The sequence below is a fragment of the Fusibacter ferrireducens genome (assembly GCF_015352425.1).
Classification (GTDB): Bacteria; Bacillota; Clostridia; order Peptostreptococcales; family Acidaminobacteraceae; genus Fusibacter_A; species Fusibacter_A ferrireducens.
This window is the reverse complement of record NZ_JADKNH010000004.1, coordinates 360,673-379,522: the sequence shown is the minus strand read 5'-3', so window position 1 is coordinate 379,522 and position 18,850 is coordinate 360,673. Positions and strand designations below refer to the sequence as shown.

General features: G+C 38.2%; 20 protein-coding genes and 1 riboswitch. Of the genes, 6 read left to right on the top strand and 14 right to left on the bottom strand.

Annotated features, from left to right (window positions below; genetic code table 11):
• Positions 1 to 177 precede the first annotated feature (177 nt).
• On the bottom strand, positions 178 to 1,749 hold the full coding sequence (locus ISU02_RS08690; RefSeq protein ID WP_194701420.1) for a M20/M25/M40 family metallo-hydrolase: 1,572 nt from the start codon (positions 1,747 to 1,749) through the stop codon (positions 178 to 180).
• Positions 1,750 to 1,948: 199 nt separating this feature from the next.
• On the opposite strand from ISU02_RS08690, the gene ISU02_RS08685 reads away from it, so the two are divergent.
• Positions 1,949 to 2,491, top strand: coding sequence for a ribonuclease H family protein (locus ISU02_RS08685; RefSeq protein WP_194701419.1), 543 nt, complete (start codon positions 1,949 to 1,951; stop codon positions 2,489 to 2,491).
• Between the two features lie 85 nt (positions 2,492 to 2,576).
• Here the strand turns inward: ISU02_RS08685 and rbr are convergent, their stop codons facing one another.
• From rbr to ISU02_RS08625, 12 genes are all read right to left on the bottom strand, one after another.
• The gene (rbr, locus tag ISU02_RS08680; protein WP_194701418.1) at positions 2,577 to 3,149 is read right to left on the bottom strand and encodes a rubrerythrin; all 573 of its coding nucleotides are present in this window, start codon (positions 3,147 to 3,149) and stop codon (positions 2,577 to 2,579) included.
• A gap of 50 nt (positions 3,150 to 3,199) precedes the next feature.
• Positions 3,200 to 3,706 (bottom strand): ferritin, encoded by a 507-nt coding sequence (locus ISU02_RS08675; RefSeq protein WP_194701417.1) that lies wholly within the window; start codon positions 3,704 to 3,706, stop codon positions 3,200 to 3,202.
• Positions 3,707 to 3,896: 190 nt separating this feature from the next.
• Complete coding sequence (locus ISU02_RS08670) at positions 3,897 to 4,277, bottom strand: desulfoferrodoxin (protein ID WP_194701416.1); 381 nt, start codon at positions 4,275 to 4,277, stop codon at positions 3,897 to 3,899.
• A 15-nt stretch (positions 4,278 to 4,292) separates the two neighbouring features.
• The gene (locus ISU02_RS08665; protein ID WP_228727757.1) at positions 4,293 to 4,745 is read right to left on the bottom strand and encodes a Fur family transcriptional regulator; all 453 of its coding nucleotides are present in this window, start codon (positions 4,743 to 4,745) and stop codon (positions 4,293 to 4,295) included.
• A gap of 9 nt (positions 4,746 to 4,754) precedes the next feature.
• Positions 4,755 to 4,916, bottom strand: coding sequence for a rubredoxin (gene rd / locus ISU02_RS08660; protein WP_194701462.1), 162 nt, complete (start codon positions 4,914 to 4,916; stop codon positions 4,755 to 4,757).
• Positions 4,917 to 5,349: 433 nt separating this feature from the next.
• Positions 5,350 to 6,084 carry a Yip1 family protein gene (locus ISU02_RS08655; RefSeq protein ID WP_194701415.1) on the bottom strand — a complete coding sequence of 245 codons (735 nt, stop codon included), beginning with the start codon at positions 6,082 to 6,084 and terminating at the stop codon, positions 5,350 to 5,352.
• Positions 6,085 to 6,134: 50 nt separating this feature from the next.
• Positions 6,135 to 7,358, bottom strand: a complete 1,224-nt coding sequence (locus ISU02_RS08650) for an ABC transporter permease (protein ID WP_194701414.1) — start codon at positions 7,356 to 7,358, stop codon at positions 6,135 to 6,137.
• Positions 7,355 to 8,050: an ABC transporter ATP-binding protein gene (locus tag ISU02_RS08645; RefSeq protein WP_194701413.1), complete on the bottom strand. Its 696-nt coding sequence runs from the start codon at positions 8,048 to 8,050 to the stop codon at positions 7,355 to 7,357. The genes ISU02_RS08650 and ISU02_RS08645 overlap by 4 nt, the downstream gene beginning before the upstream one ends.
• On the bottom strand, positions 8,051 to 9,289 hold the full coding sequence (locus ISU02_RS08640; protein ID WP_194701412.1) for an efflux RND transporter periplasmic adaptor subunit: 1,239 nt from the start codon (positions 9,287 to 9,289) through the stop codon (positions 8,051 to 8,053). It lies immediately after the preceding gene.
• 417 nt (positions 9,290 to 9,706) lie between these two features.
• A complete protein-coding gene (locus ISU02_RS08635) occupies positions 9,707 to 9,970 on the bottom strand; it encodes a metal-sensitive transcriptional regulator (protein WP_194701411.1) in 264 nt (87 codons plus the stop codon).
• Between the two features lie 62 nt (positions 9,971 to 10,032).
• On the bottom strand, positions 10,033 to 12,522 hold the full coding sequence (locus ISU02_RS08630; RefSeq protein WP_194701410.1) for a DsrE/DsrF/DrsH-like family protein: 2,490 nt from the start codon (positions 12,520 to 12,522) through the stop codon (positions 10,033 to 10,035).
• Positions 12,523 to 12,856: 334 nt separating this feature from the next.
• Positions 12,857 to 13,090 (bottom strand): glutaredoxin family protein, encoded by a 234-nt coding sequence (locus ISU02_RS08625; protein ID WP_194701409.1) that lies wholly within the window; start codon positions 13,088 to 13,090, stop codon positions 12,857 to 12,859.
• A 731-nt stretch (positions 13,091 to 13,821) separates the two neighbouring features.
• On the opposite strand from ISU02_RS08625, the gene ISU02_RS08620 reads away from it, so the two are divergent.
• Together ISU02_RS08620 and ISU02_RS08615 are read left to right on the top strand one after the other, a co-directional pair.
• The gene (locus ISU02_RS08620) at positions 13,822 to 14,373 is read left to right on the top strand and encodes a Holliday junction resolvase RecU (protein WP_194701408.1); all 552 of its coding nucleotides are present in this window, start codon (positions 13,822 to 13,824) and stop codon (positions 14,371 to 14,373) included.
• A complete protein-coding gene (locus tag ISU02_RS08615) occupies positions 14,360 to 15,259 on the top strand; it encodes a PhzF family phenazine biosynthesis protein (RefSeq protein WP_194701407.1) in 900 nt (299 codons plus the stop codon). The genes ISU02_RS08620 and ISU02_RS08615 overlap by 14 nt, the downstream gene beginning before the upstream one ends.
• Here the strand turns inward: ISU02_RS08615 and ISU02_RS08610 are convergent.
• Positions 15,246 to 15,779: a GNAT family N-acetyltransferase gene (locus ISU02_RS08610; protein WP_207736229.1), complete on the bottom strand. Its 534-nt coding sequence runs from the start codon at positions 15,777 to 15,779 to the stop codon at positions 15,246 to 15,248. The genes ISU02_RS08615 and ISU02_RS08610 overlap by 14 nt on opposite strands.
• Before the next feature lie 222 nt (positions 15,780 to 16,001).
• Positions 16,002 to 16,111: riboswitch (TPP riboswitch) on the top strand.
• Positions 16,112 to 16,220: 109 nt separating this feature from the next.
• Between ISU02_RS08610 and thiC the strand changes: the two genes are divergently transcribed.
• From thiC to thiD, 3 genes are read left to right on the top strand one after another with little or no spacing between them, the layout of a single operon-like run.
• On the top strand, positions 16,221 to 17,537 hold the full coding sequence (gene thiC / locus ISU02_RS08605) for a phosphomethylpyrimidine synthase ThiC (protein ID WP_194701405.1): 1,317 nt from the start codon (positions 16,221 to 16,223) through the stop codon (positions 17,535 to 17,537).
• 13 nt (positions 17,538 to 17,550) lie between these two features.
• Positions 17,551 to 18,051, top strand: a complete 501-nt coding sequence (gene thiW, locus ISU02_RS08600; RefSeq protein WP_194701404.1) for an energy coupling factor transporter S component ThiW — start codon at positions 17,551 to 17,553, stop codon at positions 18,049 to 18,051.
• On the top strand, positions 18,038 to 18,850 hold the full coding sequence (gene thiD, locus ISU02_RS08595; protein WP_194701403.1) for a bifunctional hydroxymethylpyrimidine kinase/phosphomethylpyrimidine kinase: 813 nt from the start codon (positions 18,038 to 18,040) through the stop codon (positions 18,848 to 18,850). Before thiW ends, thiD begins: the two co-directional genes overlap by 14 nt.

Genomic DNA, 18,850 nt, shown 5'->3' with positions numbered 1-18,850 from the left:
TTTTTATGCATTTTTCAAATTTTACTGAGCTGAATTGTCCCATGTGGCTGTGAGATAAATATAAAACGGAAGCCCCTCAATTGTTATTCGAGAGAGCTTCCGTTTTTACGGTTTCACTGTAATGACATCCAGTAACAGATACGTAGATTAAAAAATATTCAATGACATTAAAAATGTCTATCCCAGATGGTTTATATGAATTAATAAATTTTCTAATATCGTTGGCACCGTCTCCTCTAAATCTTTCTTAAAAACGCGTTCCGTCTTTTGATGCAAATCCTTTCCCCAAGGTCCAATTATAGAACATGGGATATTCAGCTGATTCAACTTCTCAAAATTGATACTATAGCGTTTATTCAAAAATGGCATGTTATTTTCTATCACTTCTGCACTTGTTTGCATGCCCTTAAGATAGCTCATATCGCAAATCTTCATAAAAAAGGGTTCATTTGCATATGAAAGTCCAAAATCAGAACAAATAGATTTAATCAGATCATTGAATTGTGCCATATGAAACTCCGTTGAATCCACAGCAGGATAAAAAGGTGCCATTAATCCAATAACCACCACCGGATGATCAAACTCTAGATACTCTATGATACTCTTGACGAGCATAACTGCAAGTTTCTGATCATTTTTCTCCGTGTGCTGTTCTAAAAATCGACTTACGAACGCTTCTGCATTTGTTTTCTGTGCCAGTAAATCTATTAACTCTTCATAGAACAAGACTTTAGTCTTAAATTCTTTGACACATTCAAATGATTTGAGACCCTGTTTTCTCAAAAATTGATTTTGAGAATAATTAAACTGATTAATTGCATCTTCTAAAGACCAGACACATAACTCCTTGAGTTGTAAAAGCTTTACATCCAAATGATCTTTTAAAAACATCCAATTAAAAAATGCACTGGCAAACTCTGGCGTCGTTACATCATATTGCTCTTTCAGATCCCTTAAGCACAAAAATGTAGGTGGCGGCGTCATTTTTTTATACATGACATCTCCCATTTCTGTATTGAGTTCAACCGCCTTAACAATTTCTGTTAATATACTGATTGGATTAAGGCCTGAAAAAACATCTCCTGTGTGAACCGGAATCCCTTTTACCACAATAAAAGGCATCATCTTACCCGCAGACCCCGAGTAAGTGGTGAACTCGTCCGGGCATCTACGCTCATGAGGTTCTGTCAAAAAAGCACTATGGTAGTTGAGCTTATATTGAGTCTGCAAACTTTCGATCAGCTCAATGCAATGTCTCATACCAGCAGATAAATTTTCTTCATCTGGTACAGCAAGAAATAGAATGTTGGGATACGCCTCATTTAGAGTTGCCCTTTCCAGAAGTTCAAGATTTATGGCAATCCCAGCCTTCATATCACAACTGCCTCTCCCATAAATCCACTCATCAGGATCTAATTCCAAATCCTTAAATTTAGTTCTCAAAAAATCAGAATCAAATGCATGTGCTTTAAAATCGCCGTATTGCTCAATACCAACAATATCATGATGTCCAAACAAAATAACAGTTTCTCTAGCGCCTTTATCTACCAATGCCCAAATACAACTTCTCCCCAAAACATCATTGGAAAGATTTGATCTACCATATAAGTTTTTATTTTTTTTAAAGTAGTCCATATCTTCAATTAAATCAATTAAAAGTGTTTCAAATTCTTTTTCATAATGAGAATCCGAATCACTTCTACATGACATGAGTTTGTAAAAATTATCTAACCTTATTTTTAGTGACATATTATATTCATCCTCGATTATCGTGAAAATTTCAATTATACATTCCATTATATTTTAACATAACTGATCTTAGATAGATACGATAATTCAAGGATCAATATCAAATTTTTCCACATTTGTCTCTTTAAATACGTTTTCTCTTATCGATTGGGGTCATGCTATGTTATACTATGTTTGAAAGAAATGAAAGGATGTCCTTATGAAAACTGTAGAAATTTTTTGCGATGGTGCTTGTTCTGGAAATGGAAAGGAAACAAATGTAGGGGGCTGGGGTGCAGTTCTGGTATATAATGGTCAAAAGAAGGAACTCTTTGGTGGCGAAGCTTCAACAACTAACAATATTATGGAATTAACAGCTGTTATAGAAGCTTTGAAAAGTTTAAAAACAACTTCACTTGAAGTGCATATATTCTCAGATAGTGCATATGTTGTCAATTGTTTTAGAGAAGGTTGGTATCGTAAATGGCAATTAAACGGCTGGCGCAATTCTAAAAAAGAGCCTGTTGAAAATAAATTGCTTTGGGAAACTTTAATAAATCTTGTGGCATCTTTTGCCAAAGTTGAATTTTATAAAATAAAAGGCCATTTGAATTTAGATGCGCCTGCGGATATTCAAAAGTGGTATAAAAAATTTAATGCGAATAATGATTTGCAATTTTCTCTTGAAGAATTTATTGTTGTGAGTACCTATAATCATCTGGCTGATGAACTTGCTAACAAGGGCATGGCGCCATATAAATGAGTTCAAATCTTATCATTCTAAAAAAAGCCCTTGATTCAACATCAAGGGCTTAGCATTTTTGTTTTATTAAGTGATTAAGTTCGACTTAATAGTTTGTTTCTTTAAGTTCAAAATGAGCTTGTGGATGTAAACATGTTGGACAAGTTTGAGGTGCTTCTGGGCCTTCATGAACATAACCACATTTATCGCATTTCCATCTAACAGATTCCTCTTTTTTAAAGACGAGTCCTTTTTCGATGTTCTCGGCAAGTTTATTATATCTATTTTCATGCTCAACTTCTGCTTTAGCAATAAATTCAAATGCTGCAGCTACTTTTGGGAAACCTTCTTCTTTAGCCACTTTAGCAAACTCAGGATAAAGAACTGTCCATTCTTCATTTTCGCCCATTGCTGCTGCTTTTAAGTTTTCAAGAGTAGTGCCTACTTTACCTGCTGGATATGTTGCAGTAATTTCTAAATCGCCACCTTCTAAGAAGCTAAAAAAGCGTCCTGCATGAACTCTTTCATTATCAGCTGTTTCTAAAAATAATTTTGCAATTTGCTTGTAACCTTCTTTGTCTGCCTGACTTGCAAACATTGTGTATCTGTTTCTTGCCTGTGATTCACCTGCAAACGCCTTTAATAAATTTTGTTCTGTTTTTGTTCCTTTGATAGACATTAGTTTACCTCCCTATTTAAATCATTATTTTATTTACCTCACACACCTGATTAAACAACAGGCGGTGTAAACACCCTTGCTCCAAGTTCACGGTCTAACATCAACATACCATGTCCTTCGCCATTGATCATTTTCAACTCGTTAATAATTTTCTCTGCAGTGCTTTCCTCTTCAACTTGCTCATCAATAAACCAAATCATTAAGTTCTTAGTAGGTCTATCTCTCTCAGCCTCAGCTATATCAGCAATATTGTTTAAAAGGTTCGTGACATGTATCTCATGTTCTAATGTCTTTTCAAAGACTTCAATCACATTGTTCCATTCGAATTGTGGTTTCTCAATAGCCTCTAAAACAACTCTTCCACCCCTGTCGTTCAAGTAAGTGAAAAATCTCATTGCATGAAATTGCTCTTCTTCAAATTGAACACGCATCCAAGTTGCAAAACCAGGCAAATTCAAACTTTCTAGATATGCCGACATTGAAAGATACAAATATGCCGAATACAACTCCGCATTAATTTGCTCATTAATCGCTTTTTCCAATTTTGGGTTAATCATAGCAACCCTCCTTTTCTTTCTAAATCCATGTTGAAAGCATCTTTACTTCTCTAAAATTATGCTTTATCAAACCTGTTCTCGCCTAATTGAATAGAACCCTCTGAACACGCCTCTACAAGTCTTTAGACATAGATCGATTAGTATTCATAAAACGAGAGTTCAGCACAAAGTGCTAAACTCTATAATAAACTTATTTCAATTCATTCTTCCAAAGACCGTGAAGATTACAGTATTCTCTAGCCTTGATTGCCTTTTCATCTGTTTTAAAGATGGCAACTGGCTCATCACCTGGGTTTAAGAAAGTAATTAACGTCTCTGTTTCCGTAATCAATTCAATCCATTGAATATAATGTTCTTCCTTCATTGGATGAAGTGTAGAACCTACTGTAACCTTATAACCACCTGCAATGCTTTCAATGACAGGTACATGTTTCTCAGTTGCAGAATCTGCAGATTTTTCTTCTAAAAGATTCATCTCCTGGCCACAACATACCAGCGTGCCACCGCCAACGAATTCAACTTCCACAATATTGCCACAAACACCACACTTATAAACGTCTAATCTTTTCATGTCTTCTAATACCTCCTAGGATTCCTGTTTACATTTTTTACAGATTCCATAGTAAAACATTTGCTTCTCTCTAACTTCAAATCCCTCAAGAGCTTCATGGCTGATTTCATCCGCCTTCACGTCAAAATCATATACAGAGTGACAAACCTCACACTTAAAATGACCGTGAAGACTTGTATCAGCATCAAATCGCGTTTCATTTTCATCGATGGTAATCACCATTGCGATTTCCTTCTCTATAAAAGTTTTGAGTGTATTATAAACTGTTGTTTTAGATAGAGTTGGAATTTCACCATTCAAGGCCTTATAAATATTTTCAACGGTAGGATGTTCGACGGTGTTCATTAAAAACTCATATATTTTAACTCTCTGATATGAAGGCTTAATGCCATGAGCCTTTAAAAAATCACCTACATTTTCAACATACATACGTTCACCAACTTCATATTTTAATTTTACTGACTTCATAGCTCAACTTTATTTTACAGGTTCAAACATATCCTTGCCTACGCCGCAAAGTGGGCATACCCAATCTTCAGGAATGTCTGCAAAAGTTGTACCTGGCTCTACGCCACCATCTGGATCTCCTAATTCAGGATCATAAATATAACCGCATGCTACACATTCATATTTCATAATTTTCTCCTCCAAAATATTATTTTGCTGAATAAAAGCATTCCTTTGAAAAATTATTTTCTAAAGATTGCTCCAATACTGTGATTGCTTTATCCTATTTATTCAGGATATGCCTAGTTCTCAGCTCTGCCAGGTCTTAAAGTTGTTTTTTAAGTATGACAAATGTCATCACTTCTTTCCAAATTTGTACTGATTACAATTTGATAATACCATAACCCTCTTGTTGTGTCAATGAGTTATTACTACTCAAATAAATAAAAATCTAATACGGAATCTGATTCAGTCAACTTATACCCCACTAGTACCTATCTTTAAACTCTATATTTCAAAATAAATATATTTTTTTGAGACCTACAGAATCTAGAGACACATTAAATGTTAAAATTCTAACGTTTTCCCTTTCAACATTTGATTGCTGCCTGTATCTCCGTACTTTTTATTTGCCTAAATTAGGTACGATTTGGAATAGCACTCCCAGTACGGTAATGCTAATCACCACAATACTTGCTCTTTTAGTTGAAAAGACCTCAATCGTTTTTACAGCAAGAATCATAACGCCAATCCTCCAAATATTAAACACATCAAATGTAGCCAAAAGTGAATAAAGTGGTTTTCCAAGTTGATCTGAACTCAATAAAATGGCTGGCGAAAAAGTTAAAAAATCTAGATTCAGCACCATGCTCACCAATCCTGCAATTAATGAGCCCAGTAAAGGAATAAAATAAATGTATAATGATGCACTCCAAATCTTCTTTATAGAGCCTTCACCATTCATAAAAGTGGAGACGCCATGAAGAATCAACGCCGAAACCAAGCTTACCACAATAATGCCAACTCCAGAGAGTGCCACAGATGCAGTTGCCATGGTTTGGCTTAGTCCCGCAAACCCATCAAGGGGTATATCTTGCCCCTGTGTCCTAGCTGCATTTACCATTGCCATCCTTGTAGTTTCCAAAAGCGTATCGTAACTCGTAAAAGTAACTAATGCTGTTACTATGGCAACCAAGAGCATTGGCACAAGCAGTTTTGGACTTCTATTGATATCTTCAATTACTTCTTGTGGTTTTGTAAATATCCCTATAACACGCTGTAAATGCCCCATTTTAGGTCGAATATTTGATTGTTCTTCAAGAATCAGTTCTTCTGTTTGTCGATCATTAAATTCACTCATTTTACCCTCCCAAAATAATAAAGTGACCTCTTATCACCCAAGTTAATTTTTTACTCATATCTCAATGCATCAATTGGATCTAACTTAGCAGCTTGATTTGCTGGATATAAGCCAAAGAATATCCCCACACCTGCAGAAAATACCCAAGCAATTACGACTGCATTCATAGGCACAATTGGAGGCAGACTGAGTTTTGCCGCCACAAGCATTGCCACACCTGCACCAATCAAGGTGCCGATGATGCCACCTATTAGTGAGATGATAATCGCTTCCACAAGAAACTGCATCAATATGTCCTTGCGTCTAGCACCAAGGGCTTTCCTAATGCCAATCTCTCGGGTTCTCTCAGTAACTGAAACGAGCATAATGTTCATAACACCAATGCCTCCAACTAGAAGCGAAATTGCTGCAATAGCACTGATGATACCTGTGAGTACACCGGTTACTGTGTTAACAGCGGCCATTTCACTCTCTGCGCTGTAAAGGCTATAGACATCTGGTTTGTTATGGTGTCTTTGAGCGAGCAGATTTTTGACATTCTCCTGGAGTTTGTCTTTATTGACATCCTTCTTCGTATTGATTTGCGCCTGATAAACCAAGTCGCCTAATCCATTTATTTTACTTAATGTGGAGTAGGGAATATAAATCGTTGGGGTGTCATTTCCACCTGAGAATAGTGAACTCTTTGGCGCCTCTTGAATGCCTATAATAACAAATGTCAATTTTTGATTATAGAAGCTTAAAGATATTTTTTCACCGAGCACATCTGTCTTACCAAAGATATCCTTCGCAAACTGTGCATCAATTACAGTGACATATCTTGAGGTAATCATATCATTTTTAAATATAAAACGACCTGCATCTAAGTTTATCTGCTGGATCTTATTGTAATCTTCATTGACACCAGATACATTTACGACTTTGCCTTTGTCATTCTTCTTCTGCATCTTTTGAATCAATGTCATCGATTCAGTATAATTTGGAGATATGCCTTCAATATCGTCTGAAAGTACTTTTCTGAGGGCATCTAAGTCATCCACATTTATCAAATCTCTGTAATTAATTTCTTCATCCCAATTGTGATAGAGGAACATCCTGTTCACACCAAAAGTTTCAAATTCTTTGTTAATGGCAACTTCACCACCATTGCCGATGGCAAATACTGCAATTACAGATGCTATCCCTATAATAATGCCCAACATTGTGAGTATGGACCTCATTTTATTGACAAAAATAGCATTCAGGGCAATTCTAACACTTTCTAAGAAATTCATATGCTTGCCCCTTTCTGTTCATTTCTGATGTCATCGATAATCTGACCATCTTTGAAGGTGACAACTCTCTTGGCTTGTTCCGCGATATCAGGCTCATGTGTTACCAGTATAATCGTTGCGCCTTCATCATTCAAATCTTTAAAAATACCCATGATCTCTTCTGTAGAGTGTGAATCTAAGTTTCCAGTCGGCTCATCTGCTAGAATAATCGCTGGATCATTTACAAGTGCCCTAGCGATGGCTACTCTTTGTTTTTGACCGCCCGATAGTTCATTGGGTTTATGATGTATCCTATCCTCAAGCCCGACTCTTTCCAAAGCTCTTTCTGCTTTTACCAATCTTTCTTTTCGAGGATATTTCGCATAAATCATGGGAAGTTCTACGTTATGTAACGCAGAAGTTCTCGGTATTAAATTAAAGGATTGAAACACAAATCCAATTTTAAGGTTCCTTATTTCCGCAAGCTTTTCAGGATGCATGGTCTCTGTTTGGACACCATCTAACACATAATGTCCAGAAGTAGGTTTGTCCAAGCACCCAATAATATTCATCAATGTGGATTTTCCCGAACCAGATGCTCCTACTATGGCAACAAAATCGCCTTTCTCCACATGTAAATCCACTTCATTCAGAGCCTTTACCTGTATAGAACCTGTGTCATAAACCTTGCTAAGGTTCTTAATTGTTATCATCTATTTGCCCTCTCCTAATAAGTTAACCGCCATGCCTTCTTCAATATCCATAGATGGACTTAAAATTAATTGATCTCCTTCTTTGATTTCTTCTGATTTAATTTCAACAGATAGGTCTCCCTGCACGCCTAACTCAACTTTTACTTTATGTGCTTTTCCATCTACCAATTTGATCACAAAAATGTCTTTGTCTATATTCAACAATGTCTCATAAGGGACAACTGTTGCCTCATCTGCTTTGGCATACTCAATTTCTAGATCTGCGGTGAAATTAGGCTTAAATTCTGTTTTCTCATCAAATTCTACTTTTACGAGAACACTCTTTTCTGTAGATTGACCCGCTTGTGTCACTTCTGCTGAACTGCCCACAAAGGTAACTTTGCCCTCATATTGCTCATCTCCAACGCCGTAACCCGTAATCTTGGCTGGCATGCCCACTTTAATTTTATTGATATCGTATTCACCGATATGTGCCAACACTTCTAGATCATCCACTGTTTCAATAATTGCTATAGGTGTCCCTTCAACGGTCATATCGTATTTTTTAATGTCCACTTTACTAACGGTTCCAGCCATAGGTGTTTTGATACTCGCTTTTTCCTTTTGCAAAAGCAAATCATCATACTCGTTCTTTGCTTTTTCTGCCGTTAATTTAAGGACCTTGCTGTTGCTTGATTTATTGCTCTTCGTGTTAATGGCTTCCATATAAGCATTGTATGCTAAATCAAATTTTTGTTTTGAACTATCTAAATCTTTCTGACTTAAAGCACCATTTGCAAACATAACTTTTGAATCCTCATAGTCATTGCTTGCATTCTCATAAGCTGTTTTGGCACTTTTTACAGAGGCATCTAAACTGCTGTAATTTGTTGCATTTTCATAATTAATTTGAGCAATTTCCCATTGAAGCTTGGCATCCCTTATCCTCTGGTCTAATCGTTCAGTGTCCATTGCTACAATTGCCTGCCCCGCTGTGACGACATCACCTTCCTCAACAAATACGTCCGCCACAATGCCAACGACTTCAGAATAGACTTTAGCACTTGCCTTTGCTACTACAGTCCCCTTTGTTGTAATTGTCGATGACAAATCCGCCTTCTCAACCGAGGCTACATCAACATAGATAGACGCCTTGCTCGAATCTTGATCTTGGGATTTAGATTTAAAAGTAGCTGCAATTACAATTGCCACTATGATAACAATTCCAAGAATCACTAAGTATTTTTTCTTGCCTTTCATTGTTTTACTCCTTCCAAACAGCTCACATGATTTTTTATTATTTCTCTTTTATTATTGCTACCCTTAAGTTTATCTTATTTTTAATAAAATTTCATAAACGCAACATTAAAAATGTATTAAAACTCATTTCCAGATAAGAAGCTATTTTGATGCCGATTTTCGCTGACGCTGTTTGAGGGTGAACATCCCTCAGCACAGCTTTCGGCTCAAATCTTGCATACAACAACATTTGTGTCATCTTTCGATGCCCCAAAACGATTTTCGCTGACGCTGTTTGAGGGTGAACATCCCTCAGCACAGCTTTCGGCTCAAATCTTGTTGTTTAAAAAAAAAAATTGCCAGGACATATTGTCTTGGCAATTTTAATGAATTGATTTTACATCATCTCAGTGCTTTTACAGCACTCTTCATAAACTTCTATTTCGTATAATTAAACATCAGTTTAATCAACTCTTCCATTTTTTCTTTATCTACTGCTTCATCTTCCATAAAGCAGTGCGATGCATGTTCTTCCATAACGGCTAATCCGACTTTATGAATAGACTGCTTTATAGCGGCTATTTGGATTAGGACTTCATCACACCCTTTATCGTTTTCAATCATATTTTCAATGCCCTGAATATGGCCTTTAATCGTCTTAAGTCGATTGATGATTTTTTTCTTAGATTCTGGTGTTGACATTATAATCCTCCATCTCATTATTCATAAAATTTATTATAACAGATTCCTTTGCTTTGTCAAAACTAGATGAATAAGCTCATATTCGAATCTTCCGCTGCACCCAACATAGATGCAACACCACCAAATTCAACGCCGTCAATTAACTCTTCAGCAGAGATGCCCATGAGGTCCATACTCATATTGCACGCTACCATTCTGACACCATTTTCTTGCGCCATTTTGAGCATATCTTCAATGGAATCCACATTGTGTTTTTTCATGACCATTCGGATCATGTTTGACCCCATACCCATCATATGCATTTTAGACAACTTCAGTTTCGTCGTGCCTCGAGGCATCATTGCGCTGAACATTTTGCTGACAAAATCTTTCTTAACAGATACTTTTTCAGATTTTCTCAGTATGTTGAGCCCCCAGAAAGTGAAGAATAAGGTCACCTTTTTGCCCATAGATGCCGCACCATTAGCTATGATCATAGTGGCAATGGCCTTGTCTAAATCACCACTGAACACCACCATGGTTTTATCATCTCTAACAGCCGTTTCCGTATTTACATGTGCTACAGCTTTCTTTTTCCCTTTTCTAATCTTTGCAAAAAAGGCTTTGTCTTCTTTTCCAGAATCCATAAGCGTATTGCCTGTCTTTTCACACCACACGCCAATATCATTCATAAAGCCTGGATCAGTTGCCTTTACTTCTAAAATATCTCCTGAGGTCATGCTTTCGATGGACTTATGAACCTGCATGATCGGGCCTGGACATTGAAGACCACATGCATTGAGTTTAATCGTTTCTGCATTTGGGTTTGCAATTTCATCTAAATCCTCAACATCGCCAAATTCCGACACGTGAATATCTTCACCGAGCAGGGTTCCACCGCATTTTGTGGCATCATCTTGGCAGAATACAACTGAATAAGTTGTGTAACCACCCATTAAGTTGTAAACTTTATCAAATCCATTTTGTTCAAGGATTCTCTGCGCCGCATATCCTCTAATACCCACAGCACAATAGACAACTATTTTTTTCGATTTATCCAGTTCAACCATTCTTTCCCTGAGATCATCCACAGGTATATTGATAGAGTTTTCAATGTAGCCCATCTCTCTTTCAAGAGGCGTTCTAACATCTAGAATAATGACATCTGAGTCTATATTTTCAAATTCATGCCATTGGAACGGTTTGGTTATGCCCTTTAGAATGTTCTCGCCCACAAAACCTGCCATATTGACAGGATCTTTTGCAGAAGAATAAGGCGGCGCATAAGCGAGTTCTAGTTCAGTTAAATCATAAACTGTACCTCCAAATCTAATTGCAGTTGCAATGACATCTATTCTCTTTTCTACGCCATCATAACCCACATTTTGCGCACCAAGCACCTTGCCATCCATACCAAAGATCAGTTTCAACGTCATTGGAATAGCGCCTGGATAGTACCCAGCATGTGAATTTGGATGAATAATCGTCGTATAGTAATCCTTGCCGTAAACTTTACCATCACGCTTTAAGCTCTTCTCATTAACACCCGTTGATGACACGGTTAAATCAAATACTTTTGCAACAGAAGTCCCTTGGGTCCCCTTATAAGAAACATTTTTGCCTGCAATATTATCCGCACAAATTCTTCCCTGCTTATTCGCTGGTCCAGCAAGAGGTATCATGGTCTTTTGACCGCCAATGAAATCCACGACTTCTACAGCATCTCCTATTGCATAAATGCTTGGATCAGAAGTAACTAGCGTATCGCTTACAACAATCCCACCACGTCCATTGATCTCAAGTCCAGCAGCTTTCGCAAGCTCACTCTGAGGTCTGACGCCAATAGAGAGCATCACGATGTCAGCCTCCACGATCTTGCCACTTTGAAGTTTTACTTTTGTGAGTCCATTGTGATATTCAAAAGACTGTACACCATCACCGAGATATAGATTTACCTTCTTTTGTTTCATATGACGGTGAACAATTTGAGCCATTTCAAAATCAACTGGTGCCATCACTTGATCCGCCATCTCGACAACAGAGACTTCCATACCACGATCGTGAAGGTTTTCTGCCATTTCAAGCCCTATGAATCCACCACCGATAACAACGGCTTTTTGAGGTTTGGTATGGTCTACATATGACTTAATGCGGTCCACATCTGGAATATTCCAAAGCGTAAAAATATTTGGTGAATCAATGCCCGGAATGGGTGGTTTAAGTGGTGTTGATCCCGGTGAAAGCACAAGGACATCATAGGATTCGTCATACTTTCTATTGTTTGCAATATCATTTACCGAAATGGTCTTCTTCTCACGATCAATTGAAAGCACTTCATTTTGTACTCTTACATCGATATTAAAACGCTCTTTCATGCCCTCAGGCGTCTGCACTAAGAGAGCACTTCTTTCTTCGATAGCCCCTCCAATGTAGTAAGGCAATCCACAGTTTGCAAAAGAGATGTATTCACCTCTTTCAAACATGATAATCTCTGCACTCTCATCCATCCTTCTCATTCTAGCAGCAGTACTCGCGCCACCTGCCACACCGCCAACAATTAAAATCTTCTTCATGTTTAACCTCCATATTTTAAGTTGTTATTACACTATGTTAACGCACATATGCATTGAAGCTATGTACCTCATTATTTATGCATTAAAGATACTTGTTTTTATTTCATTGAGTTTTCTTTATCTTGATTTGAAAAGTGTCCTTATTCTGTATGTGACCTATAGGATGATCGGGTATCTAATATAACTTGTCCTAAAAATAATTTGATATATTCTATTTCACATCATACTTTGTGATAAATATAACAAATTGTTCCGCAATTCATTTCCCCCACCCCACGCAAAAGGGGGTTGAGATTAAAAATAAAAAAGAGTCTCTAGGACTCTTTAAAGTTTCTTAGAGCCCTAACAATTCATCTAATTTAGCTTTATTAAAACCTTGGATCACTTCGTCTTCCACATAGATCACAGGAACGCCCATGAAACCTTTAGACATCAGCTCTTTTCTGGCTTCAATATCGTTGGATACGTTTCTTTCTTCGTATGCAACGCCTTTTTCAGTTAAATACTCTTTTGCCATGGTGCAGTAACCACATGTATTACTAGAAAATACCACTACTTTTTTACTCATAATTCTTACCTCCAAATCTTATTTAACACTTAGAGCCATATCTAAGTGCTCTAATATAAAAGCCACGTGTCAATATGAAACTTGAATAGTCAATTTCAAAACCACCAAATTTCTCGATATCCTTCTGACTTACAAAGACCTTTATACCCTCAATGATTTCAATATAATCATTTTCATATTGTTCATCCTGAACAATGCCAAAGACTGGACCACCTCATCCAATGCCTCTGATGCTAAGACGAAATCCACTATTTTCTTTCTTAAGAATTTCGCCCTTAAGTTTTTGTATTGCTTTTTCTGTGACTGTGATTCTCATCAAAGCCTCCAATCATTCCCCCTGCTAGGGGGTGGTTTACCTTTATGATACTCTGCTACCAATTACTTGTCAACCTCAAAATATGTATCTTTTTTGTAAACGGGTTATACACAGCTTTTCCACAATCTCATTTACAACGAAAAATAGTTTGAATCGACGAAACTTTCCGAATGTTTCGCCTTTTGTTAACTTATTGTAAAGTTTTAGCGAATATTTCTTAACATTGAGCTTCTTTTATTCATATCTGGACGCTATTTCAACAATTAAAAGCTCATTAGAACACCTCCTCAAAATTATAAAGTTCGGTTATGCACATTATCCACAATTTTATCCACAAGTATCCTTTCAATTATTCACAAGTTGATTTTTAATAAGTCTAACGGTATGATAGAGGTAACGATATTAGGAGGTCACCATGTGGCGAAATAGAGGTCATCGAGGAGATGCACTTGAGGAGTTACTCAACATGACTCACCAATACTATCATCAGCTTAAGCTCTGCAGGATTGATAAAATTAGTACCCCTATAAAAGTGGTTGCCATTGATGAAACTGGGATGATCACGAAAGCCTTTTTTGAAAAAAAATCAACGGTTGACTTTCTGGGCATCATACAAGGGGTTTGTGTGGCTTTTGATACCAAAGAGACCAATCTGAAAAGTTTGCCTCTTAACAATATACACACGCATCAAATTGAATACATGGCTGATATAGAAGGACAAGGAGGACTTGCTTTTATCATTGTCCACTTTAAATTCAATGATACTTTTTTCTTAGTGCCCTATGACATTATTAAAAGCTATGTAGAATCTGACAAGAGACGTTCCATTCCATATAAGGCCATGATGACAAGATTTGAAATCAAGCGTGAACGCAGTGGCTCCATTTTAAATTATATGCCTACATTAAATGAATACGTCAAATACAAAACCGAAAATTCAGGAGGTTATAGCAATGAAAGCTTATAAAGTAAACAGTTTTACCCATCATGAAATGGGTGGCAATCTCGCAGGCGTCGTTTTATTGGAAAACCCTCTCGACGATATCTCCAAACAAAAGATCGCTTCTAAATTAGGCTATTCGGAGACTGCCTTCGTTCTAAAGTCTGATGAAGACACTTCAGATTTTGTGGTCACCTTCTTTACGCCTACTGAGGAAGTGCCTCTCTGTGGTCATGCAACAATCGCTGCATTTCATGTGCTCAATACATTACACCTACTCCCTAAGCGGCACCTCGTTCAAAAAACCAAAGCGGGTCTGCTTAAAATAGAAATCGAAGAGGGCTCCCCTATGATCTATATGTCTCAAACAACGCCTAGAGGTGAAACCCTCTCTGAACTTTCAAAAGAGACTTTAGGACATATTTTTTCGATCTCGGCTGAAGACATGACCTGTTATTACGATGCTTATTCTCATCAAATCCAGCTTCCAGTAGAGATTTGGGATACTGGGCTCAGAGATATCCTCTTGCCCATAAAAAATAGAGCACTTTTAAATGCTCTATCCGTTGATTTTAAAAAACTTTCAGCACTGTCTGCCTCAGAAAACGTCGTTGGCGTTCACGCTTTCACCTATGAAAACAATCAAATTTATGCACGTAATTTTGCGCCGCTTTATGGCATTGACGAAGAGTCTGCAACAGGTACATCCAACGGTGCTCTCACAGGTTACCTCTACCATCACATCAGACTCAACGGTTTTGGCAAAATGAAATCACTGGAACTTAAAATCCTTCAGGGCGAAACTATGGGACTTACCAGTGAAATCCACACCAAATGCCATGTTCATGAAAGTAGCTCTCCTGAAATTTGGGTCGGTGGCTACGCTCGAATAGAAACCACTATCGACGTTTAGGTGTAAGTCTAAATTCATACATGGGTTCAAATTTTTTTGAATCCTCAAAATAGACAAGCCCCATATAATTAAAGCCAAGCTTATCTAAAATTCTAATCGACCTAATATTGCCGCCCTCAACACCAGCAATTATTCGGTCGGTTTTTATATGCTCATGGGCATAATTGAGACATGCCTCAGCAGCTTCCGTGGCATAACCATTGCCCCATGCCTCGGGCATAAAGTGAAAGACCAATTCAATTGAACGCTCCTGTTCTTTCACCTGATGAAATGCATTAAACCCACAAGCGCCAATAATTTCACCACTCTTCTTAAGTGTGACTGCCCAGTGTTGATAACCATTTCGAATCTGATGGTCTATGCCCTTTTTAATGGACTCTAAAACTTCTTCACGCGTCATGGGTTTTTCAAGACCAATGTGCTTGATGACTTCAACGTTACCCCAGAGCGACATGCCATAAGGCAAGTCTTCCAGTGTCCATGTTCTTAAAATCAATCTATCCGTCTCTGTAATGATCATATATTTCACCTCATCCATAGTTAGAGTGTCAAAATCCAGTTTCGAACGAACCCTCTAGCATATGCTGTATCGCGTACTTCCCGTAAACGACATCATATGCTAGAGGGTTACTCAGCTTTTGACTTTTGACACTCTAAGCATCTATGTATCTTTAATTAATTTTAACATGCTTTGGGATTGATTTATACTGCAGAATATGTTTTAATGTTGATATCAATTGAATAGTTTAGCTAGGAGTGCTGCTAACCGGGCAGCTGAGAAAAAGAACCCATTCTTTTATCCTTGTACCTGATCCAGATAATACTGGCGTAGGAAAGCTCGCAGATCTCTTGTTTAAAGAGAAACCACAAGCATTGACTACGGTCAATGCTTTTTTTAATGATTCAAATTTTACTTCAAATCAAATTCTAAATGATTATTTTAAGAGGAGGCACTATTACTATGATTAACAGAAAGTACACGACGCAAATGGACGCTGCAAAACAAGGCATATCCACACCTGAAATGTTGGCAGTTGCAAATGATGAAAATATCAAAGTAGAAGACCTAATGGCACTTGTTGCCAAAGGCAGAATTGTCATTCCATCTAATATCAACCACAAAGCTCTGAAACCTGTCGGCGTTGGTGAAGGCTTAAAGACAAAAATAAACGTCAATCTGGGCATTTCTAAGGATTCAAATGATTATGCAGTGGAAATTGCAAAGGCAAAAAAAGCCATTGACCTCGGGGTAGAAGGCATTATGGATCTCAGCAACTACGGTAAAACTCGCGAATTTAGAACGGAACTCATCGGATTTTCATCTGCAATGATTGGCACGGTTCCTGTCTATGATGCGCTCGGATTTTATGACAAAGAGCTTAAGGACATTCAAGCACATGAATTTTTAGAAGTTGTTGAACAGCATGGCAAAGATGGTGTGGATTTTGTTACAATTCATGCCGGTATCAATCAATACACTGCGAAGACTTTTATTAATAATCCACGCCTTATGAACATCGTCTCAAGAGGCGGTTCACTCATGTTCGCATGGATGAGACTCAACAATAGAGAAAATCCTTTCTTTGAGTACTTTGATGATCTACTGGATATCTGTGCAAAATACGATATGACTCTGAGCCTTGGGGATGCCATGAGACCAGGTGGACTTGCAGATGCCACTGATGCCAGTCAAATTCAAGAATTACTCATCCTAGGCGAACTCACGAAAAGAGCTTGGACTAAAAATGTTCAAGTGATGATTGAGGGTCCAGGGCACATGGCCATTGATGAAATTGAAGCCAATGTCATCCTTGAAAAAAAACTATGTCATGGTGCGCCATTCTATGTGCTCGGGCCTTTGGTAACGGACGTAGCTCCTGGATATGATCACATCACAGGTGCTATCGGTGGTGCAATTGCCGCAAGTAAGGGTGCTGATTTCCTCTGTTATGTTACACCTGCAGAGCATCTGAGATTGCCAACACTTGAAGATATGGTCGAAGGCATTATGGCCTCTAAAATCGCCGCACATGCAGGTGATATTGGCAAACGCGTCAAAAATGCTAAAGCATGGGATAACGCAATGAGTCATGCGCGTCAGCAGTTGGATTGGGATAAAATGTTCGAATATGCTCTTGATCCTGAAAAGGCACGTCTCTATCGTCAAGGCACCAATCCAGAAGATGAAAAAACATGTACCATGTGCGGTAAAATGTGTGCTGTAAGAACACTTAATAAAGTTTTAAATGGCGAAGATCTCAATATTTTAAGAGCTTGATGGAGGTTTTACAATGAAAACAACTCAAAAATTGACTTATTCAGGTGTGCTCATTGCATTAGGCGTCGTCACTGGCTCACTATTCTACATTCCGGTTGGCACAGCAAAAGCTTTTCCCATACAGCATTTAATCAATGTCGTTTCAGCGGTATTGCTGGGTCCTGCATGGGCTGTTGGCAGTGCCTTTTGCATCTCTTTACTTCGAAATATCATGGGCACCGGAAGTCTTTTGGCATTCCCCGGCAGCATGATTGGCGCCTTGCTTGCAGGTCTGCTCTTTAAGAAGACCCATCAAATGATCTATGCCCTTGCAGGCGAAGTCATTGGCACTGGCATTCTGGGCGCTCTACTCTCTTATCCCATTGCGAAAGTCCTACTGGGCATCGACAAGGGCGCTTTCTTTTTCATCGCACCATTTATGCTCAGCACGCTTGCTGGAAGCATCATCGCCTACGCCATGCTAAAGACACTTTCTTATACGTCGTTACTCAAGGTGCCACATGGAAAAGCCTAAGTTATTAATCATTGCCGGATCAGATCCAACCTCTGGTGCAGGCATTCAATCAGACTGTCTCACGGCTTTTTCATTGGGTGTATACCCCATGACTGTTACCACTTCAGTCACAAGCCAAAACGATCTCGGCGTTATAGATCGGTTTGATCTCCCAAGTGAAGTCATTGCCTCTCAACTCGAGGGGCTTTTGTCCCGCTTTCGTTTTGATGCCATTAAGATTGGCATGATCGGTTCTGTGACTTCCTTAAACACAATTGTAGAATGCCTAACTCAATATAAGCACTCACATCCCTTCATACTATTGGACCCTGTATTAAAGGCTTCTAATGCCGCTTCATTAAGTGAGCAGGCCCTTGGCAAAGCCATTCGGCAAAATCTTATGCCGCTACTCTCACTTATAACACCAAATCTCGATGAGTATGAAGCCCTTTTTGACATAGTGCCCTCTGAAGATCAAAAGAACAGGAGGTCGCAAGATTATTTAAGCAAGCAAACCCTGCCCTCTTTTGAAAATTACAATTGTGCCATTTTGTTGAAAGGAGGCCATTTTACAGATGAGGCCACAGATTTTTTAATAAAATCTCAGAATGATCGCCCTTTAAAGTTTTCAGGTTCTCGTATTGAAGCCCCTTTCTCTCACGGCACTGGGTGTACACTCTCCACCGCTATTTGCGCTTATATTTTAAGAGGTGAATCCTTAGAAGAGGCTATTCGAAAGGCCAAGGCCTATTTGCTTTCAGGACTCACAAATCCTGTGCACCTTGGTGACAACTATGGTGCCATTAACAAATGGAGGTAG

Bases quoted from the DNA above. Each gene is read 5' to 3' on its own strand.
- ISU02_RS08690 (WP_194701420.1), bottom strand. From the start codon at position 1,749: ATGTCACTAAAAATAAGGTTAGATAATTTTTACAAACTCATGTCATGT.
- ISU02_RS08685 (WP_194701419.1), top strand. From the start codon at position 1,949: ATGAAAACTGTAGAAATTTTTTGCGATGGTGCTTGTTCTGGAAATGGA.
- rbr (WP_194701418.1), bottom strand. From the start codon at position 3,149: ATGTCTATCAAAGGAACAAAAACAGAACAAAATTTATTAAAGGCGTTT.
- ISU02_RS08675 (WP_194701417.1), bottom strand. From the start codon at position 3,706: ATGATTAACCCAAAATTGGAAAAAGCGATTAATGAGCAAATTAATGCG.
- ISU02_RS08670 (WP_194701416.1), bottom strand. From the start codon at position 4,277: ATGAAAAGATTAGACGTTTATAAGTGTGGTGTTTGTGGCAATATTGTG.
- ISU02_RS08665 (WP_228727757.1), bottom strand. From the start codon at position 4,745: ATGAAGTCAGTAAAATTAAAATATGAAGTTGGTGAACGTATGTATGTT.
- ISU02_RS08655 (WP_194701415.1), bottom strand. From the start codon at position 6,084: ATGAGTGAATTTAATGATCGACAAACAGAAGAACTGATTCTTGAAGAA.
- ISU02_RS08650 (WP_194701414.1), bottom strand. From the start codon at position 7,358: ATGAATTTCTTAGAAAGTGTTAGAATTGCCCTGAATGCTATTTTTGTC.
- ISU02_RS08645 (WP_194701413.1), bottom strand. From the start codon at position 8,050: ATGATAACAATTAAGAACCTTAGCAAGGTTTATGACACAGGTTCTATA.
- ISU02_RS08640 (WP_194701412.1), bottom strand. From the start codon at position 9,289: ATGAAAGGCAAGAAAAAATACTTAGTGATTCTTGGAATTGTTATCATA.
- ISU02_RS08635 (WP_194701411.1), bottom strand. From the start codon at position 9,970: ATGTCAACACCAGAATCTAAGAAAAAAATCATCAATCGACTTAAGACG.
- ISU02_RS08630 (WP_194701410.1), bottom strand. From the start codon at position 12,522: ATGAAGAAGATTTTAATTGTTGGCGGTGTGGCAGGTGGCGCGAGTACT.
- ISU02_RS08625 (WP_194701409.1), bottom strand. From the start codon at position 13,090: ATGAGTAAAAAAGTAGTGGTATTTTCTAGTAATACATGTGGTTACTGC.
- ISU02_RS08620 (WP_194701408.1), top strand. From the start codon at position 13,822: ATGTGGCGAAATAGAGGTCATCGAGGAGATGCACTTGAGGAGTTACTC.
- ISU02_RS08615 (WP_194701407.1), top strand. From the start codon at position 14,360: ATGAAAGCTTATAAAGTAAACAGTTTTACCCATCATGAAATGGGTGGC.
- ISU02_RS08610 (WP_207736229.1), bottom strand. From the start codon at position 15,779: ATGATCATTACAGAGACGGATAGATTGATTTTAAGAACATGGACACTG.
- thiC (WP_194701405.1), top strand. From the start codon at position 16,221: ATGATTAACAGAAAGTACACGACGCAAATGGACGCTGCAAAACAAGGC.
- thiW (WP_194701404.1), top strand. From the start codon at position 17,551: ATGAAAACAACTCAAAAATTGACTTATTCAGGTGTGCTCATTGCATTA.
- thiD (WP_194701403.1), top strand. From the start codon at position 18,038: ATGGAAAAGCCTAAGTTATTAATCATTGCCGGATCAGATCCAACCTCT.